Source organism: Candidatus Electronema sp. JC (assembly GCF_048287365.2).
GTDB lineage: Bacteria > Desulfobacterota > Desulfobulbia > Desulfobulbales > Desulfobulbaceae > Electronema.
This window is the reverse complement of sequence record NZ_JBLWEM020000071.1, coordinates 1-4,402: the sequence shown is the minus strand read 5'-3', so window position 1 is coordinate 4,402 and position 4,402 is coordinate 1. Positions and strand designations below refer to the sequence as shown.

3 protein-coding genes are annotated in these 4,402 nt (G+C 57.0%); 1 reads left to right on the top strand and 2 read right to left on the bottom strand.

The annotated features are described in order from the left end of the window. Positions 1 to 107 precede the first annotated feature (107 nt). Positions 108 to 1,085: an IS481 family transposase gene (locus tag ACNKH3_RS12750; protein ID WP_420209499.1), complete on the top strand. Its 978-nt coding sequence runs from the start codon at positions 108 to 110 to the stop codon at positions 1,083 to 1,085. Positions 1,086 to 1,172: 87 nt separating this feature from the next. On the opposite strand, the gene ACNKH3_RS12745 is transcribed toward ACNKH3_RS12750, so the two are convergent. Both ACNKH3_RS12745 and ACNKH3_RS12740 read right to left on the bottom strand, forming a co-directional pair. After that, entirely contained in the window at positions 1,173 to 1,526 is a 354-nt protein-coding gene (locus tag ACNKH3_RS12745) for a hypothetical protein (RefSeq protein WP_420209498.1), read from the bottom strand. A gap of 502 nt (positions 1,527 to 2,028) precedes the next feature. After that, complete coding sequence (locus tag ACNKH3_RS12740; RefSeq protein ID WP_420209500.1) at positions 2,029 to 4,398, bottom strand: FAD-dependent oxidoreductase; 2,370 nt, start codon at positions 4,396 to 4,398, stop codon at positions 2,029 to 2,031. Positions 4,399 to 4,402 lie beyond the last annotated feature (4 nt).

The window sequence follows — 4,402 nt, the reverse complement described above, 5'->3', positions numbered from 1 at the left end:
TGTCAGGCCCCGTATGATAATATACCAAAAAGGAGCTGGCCGTTGTTCAGAGCTTGGGAACGGATCAGCGGTATTTTATCAGAACATAAACAGCCCGGTTTGTCATCATGAACATCACTCTGCATAAAAGAGCGCGGACAACCCCTGCAATTCGTCGTGAAATTCAGCAGTCAACGCTCTCTGAACGGAAACTCGCCGCGAAATACAGCATCAGCAGGGACACAGTCCGCAAGTGGAAATACCGCGAGACTGTTGAGGATTATTCGCATACGCCTCATAATTTGAACACGAGCCTAACGCCGTTTCAGGAGGCGGTTGTGGTTGAATTGCGGACATCGCTGCTGCTTCCAATTGACGATCTCCTTGTTGTTGTGCGAAAATTCTTATGTCCGAAGATGTCGCGCTCCGCCCTTGACCGCTGCCTGAGACGGCACGGGGTTTCAAACCTGAAAGATATGATTCCTGATGAGGGGCGGCAGGAAAAAAAGCTGAAAACATTCAAGGATTATGAACCTGGCTTCATTCATGCCGACATCAAATATCTTCCGCAGATGCCGGATGAGGAGAGCAGGAAATATCTGTTCGTTGCTGTTGACAGAGCGACACGATGGGTGCATCTTGAAGTGCGGGCCTCGAAGACAGCGGAGGAAGCCCGCTCTTTTCTCAAAAATCTCATTGACAAGGCTCCATTCGTCATTTCAAGGATTCTCACAGATAATGGTAAAGAGTTCACTGACCGCTTCTGTCCGACGGGCGAGAGGGAGCCGACTGGAAAACATGCATTCGATCAGGAATGCGCGGAGCACGGCATTGAACATCGCTTGATCAAGCCGAAAAAACCGCAGACAAACGGGATGGTTGAACGCTTCAACGGCAGAATCAAAGAAGTTGTTCAGCAGACCCGCTTTGATTCTGCCCAGCAGCTTGAAGAGACTCTGGTCCTGTATCTTCATATCTACAACTCCAATATTCCTCAAAGAAACCTCGGTCATGTCACGCCGATGGAGGCTCTCAGCAAGTGGAGGAAAACTCATCCTGAATTGTTTAAAAAGCCGGAGTGTAATCATCCGGGTCTTGACAAGTAATAATTCAACAACGATTGGTTGACACCCGCCCCTGTCTGCACAGAGACGAAGTACTGGGACTATAAACTTACTGGCAAATTGCCAAAATCACCCTTCCTCAGCACTCCACACCTTCCTCTTCGGCTTCTTCCGCTCGCTGGCCCTTGTGCCGCCAACCATGTCGTATTCCGAGGAGTCCGCACCCTTGATCCCCTTGATCACAGCCCGCACCTGCACGATGTAGTCGCTCGCACGCTCCGCCACATCTGCCTTGCTGTTGACCAGCTGCGTCCTTTGGGCGTTCACTTTGTCCAGCTCGCTGATGATATTTTCCAGCGCGTCAATCCTGTTCCCCATCTCCGCCGCTGAAATTCCCGCAGGAACACCCTCGCCCATTTGCTCAAGAGCCTCTTTGATTGCATGGGCTTCCTGCAACAACTTCGGGATGCTTACTGTCAGCATAATGGCCTCCTCTTTCTTTCCTATGAACTGTCATTTCGTCACTATGACGGCCCATTTTCTTCCTATGACCACCCAGTGAAACAAACTGGACACTCAGTTTTTAATAATGGAGCCTCATAGTAATAAACTGGACACTCAGTTTCTTTCTATAGCCACCCATTTTTTAAAACTCACCCCTCATAGGAAGAAAATGACTCGTCAGTTTCTTCCTATGGCCTCTCTGTTCGTTGCAATGAGACCTTCTTATTAAAACCGGGCTGACCAATTCGTTCCACTGACCAACCCGCCTGTTCCCGTGAAGTTCAACTTTGTAAATGAGAATGTTTCTCAAAATACAAGCATCTGCCAATCATTTTTTGACAGCTTACCACTTTTCTTTATCGCGTCAAGAAATATTTTTGAGCTGCACGAAAAAACTTGCGCCTGCGCAACAAACACAAAAAGGGTTCAGGCAGCCAGCCCGAACCCTTTTCCTTTTCACCCGATTTATCGGGCAGCTACGCTAAAACGGCCTCATGGTCCAGATGCCGCAGGGGCAGGTGTCAGCACAGAAGCCGCAGGCGACGCACTTGCTGTCATCGGAGACATAGCGGTAGGCCACGCCGTCCGCAGCTTCCTCGGCAGGCAATTCCTCGCGGGTAATGGCGTGCGTCGGGCACATGGTCTCGCACAAATGGCAGTCGCGGCAGGAGCCGCAGCTCAGGCAGCGGGCCGCCTGCTGCTCCTCGGTCTTGCCTTTGTCCTCTGCCGGATCGTAGTGGGCGATGGTCAACGCCTCGTACTGAATCAGCTTTTTGGCGAAGGGCTTCCACGCTTTGCCCTCCATTTGCGCGATCAGATATTCCGCCGTCCGCTTGGCCGCGCCAAGGGCGTTGGTGGCCAGACCGGGCCGCTCGACATCGCCGACCGCAAGAATCTTGGCATCACTGGTGCGGCCCGCCTCATCAGTCTTGATCCAGGAACCGCCAGCGATCTTCATCACGCTCACGCTCTCCGGCAGGAAAGGCAGGCTCGGCACGTCGCCGATGGAGATGATCACCGTCTGGGCGGGAATCAGCTCGCCCTTGTCGGTGACAAGGCCCTGCTCGGTGACTTCCTTCGTCATCACAGGCCATTTGAAGACCGCGCCCAGAGCTTCGGCGGCCTCGCGCTCCTTGCCGAAGGCCAGCGGCTTCTGAATATCCACCAGCGTGACCTGCGTCGCGCCCAGCCGGTAGCACTCCGCCGCCACGTCGCAGCCGACATTGCCCGCGCCGATGATCACCACCTGCTTGCCGGTCGGCATGGGATGCTCGCTCTTGGCCGCCTTCAGGTAATCAAGAGCCGGAATCACCCGCTCGTGGCCGGTAAAGGGAATGATCTTGGGCTGATGCGTGCCGACCGCGATGATGACGTAATCGTATTCGGCCTTGAGCTGCTCGATCTTCTCCTGCGTCATGCTCACGCCGAGATTGACCGTGATCAGCTCCTGCTTGAGGAAACGCTGCACCTCCATCTCCCAGACCGCCTTGGACAGCCGCTCCCACGGAATGGTCTGGGCCAGCTTGCCGCCGAGCTGATCGCCCTTCTCGAAAATGTGGGCCTCAATGCCGGCCAAAGCGAGATGCCAAGCCACTCCCATGCCTGCCGGGCCGCCGCCGATGACCGCCACTTTGTGGCCAGTGGCTGGCTTGCCCTTGGGCGGATCAACGTTGTGAACGGCCTGGCCGAGGATGGACACATCTATGGAGAAATCCACCTTTTTGCGGGCGCAGTTCTGGATGCAGAGGTTCGGGCAGATGGTGCCGCAGACCGAGGCCGGGAAGGGCGTGTAGCGCAGCAGCATCTCGTAGGCTTCCTCGTTCCTGCCCTCGCGGATCAGCCGCAGCCGATCGATGGTCGGGATGTGCATCGGGCAGTAGTAGGTGCAGGGCGCGGCGGAGTCGCGGTTGACCCACCACGGCTTGCGCCTGCGCAGGTCGCCGGTCTCAATCACGCCGACCACCGAGCGGTCGAGCATCGGGGCCAAGTCGCGCAAAGGGTCGCCGCCGCCGAAGCCCGCGCTCCACACGCGCTTGGCAAATTCGGACATCGGCATCGGGCCGGAGGCCAGCAGGGCGCGCTCCTGCGGCGGGACAGCGGCGAGCAGGTTCCATTCCTCGCGCTTGCTCAGTTCGTCGAGCAATTCCGGCCTGCCGATGGCGGTGAGGTATTCCGGCAGACGCTCAAGCAGCCACTGCCATTCCTCATCGCTCGGCGGCACTAACTTGGCGTTGCTGCGGGCATAGCTGCCGTCAATCGTGCCCCGGAAATAGACCTTGCCGCCGACCATGCCGACGCAGGGCCGGTAGCCGAGCACGTTGTCCGGGTTCTTCGGGTTATAGCCGCAAACCACCGCGATGCCGCCGCAGTTGAACTCGGCAAAGGTGTCGCCGACAGAGCCGAGCACCCACATCTGCGGGCGTTCGTAGTCAGGGTTCCACTTGGTCATGGTCAGACCGCGCGCGCCGATGGAGCCGCCGATCATCACTCGCCCACCAGCCATTGCGCTGCACACGCCGTTGGTCGCGTCGCCCTTGACGATCACATCCGCGCCGATGTTGAGATAGCCCACGTCATCCGAGGCCGAGCCTTCGCAGATGACCGTGGTGCCGGGCAAGCCCATGCAGCCAACACGCTGCCCGACCGGCCCCTTGACCCGGATCGTCAGCGGCCTGTCCTTGCGCCCGCCCAGCCGCAGGCCGATGTTGTGCTGACCAAAGGATTCCAGCAGCAGCTCGTCCGCGTCAGCCGCCGCGCCGCGCACTTCTTCTTCAAAAACTTTGGATGTCAGCCGCAGGCCGTTGGCATCCTTGCCGCGTATGATTGCAGTCTTTTTTGCTTGTTCAGTCATAATA

What these genes read in the sequence shown, in the direction of transcription:
- ACNKH3_RS12750 (WP_420209499.1), top strand. Translation starts at nt 108, where the DNA reads ATGAACATCACTCTGCATAAAAGAGCGCGGACAACCCCTGCAATTCGT.
- ACNKH3_RS12740 (WP_420209500.1), bottom strand. Translation starts at nt 4,398, where the DNA reads ATGACTGAACAAGCAAAAAAGACTGCAATCATACGCGGCAAGGATGCC.
- ACNKH3_RS12745 (WP_420209498.1), bottom strand. Translation starts at nt 1,526, where the DNA reads ATGCTGACAGTAAGCATCCCGAAGTTGTTGCAGGAAGCCCATGCAATC.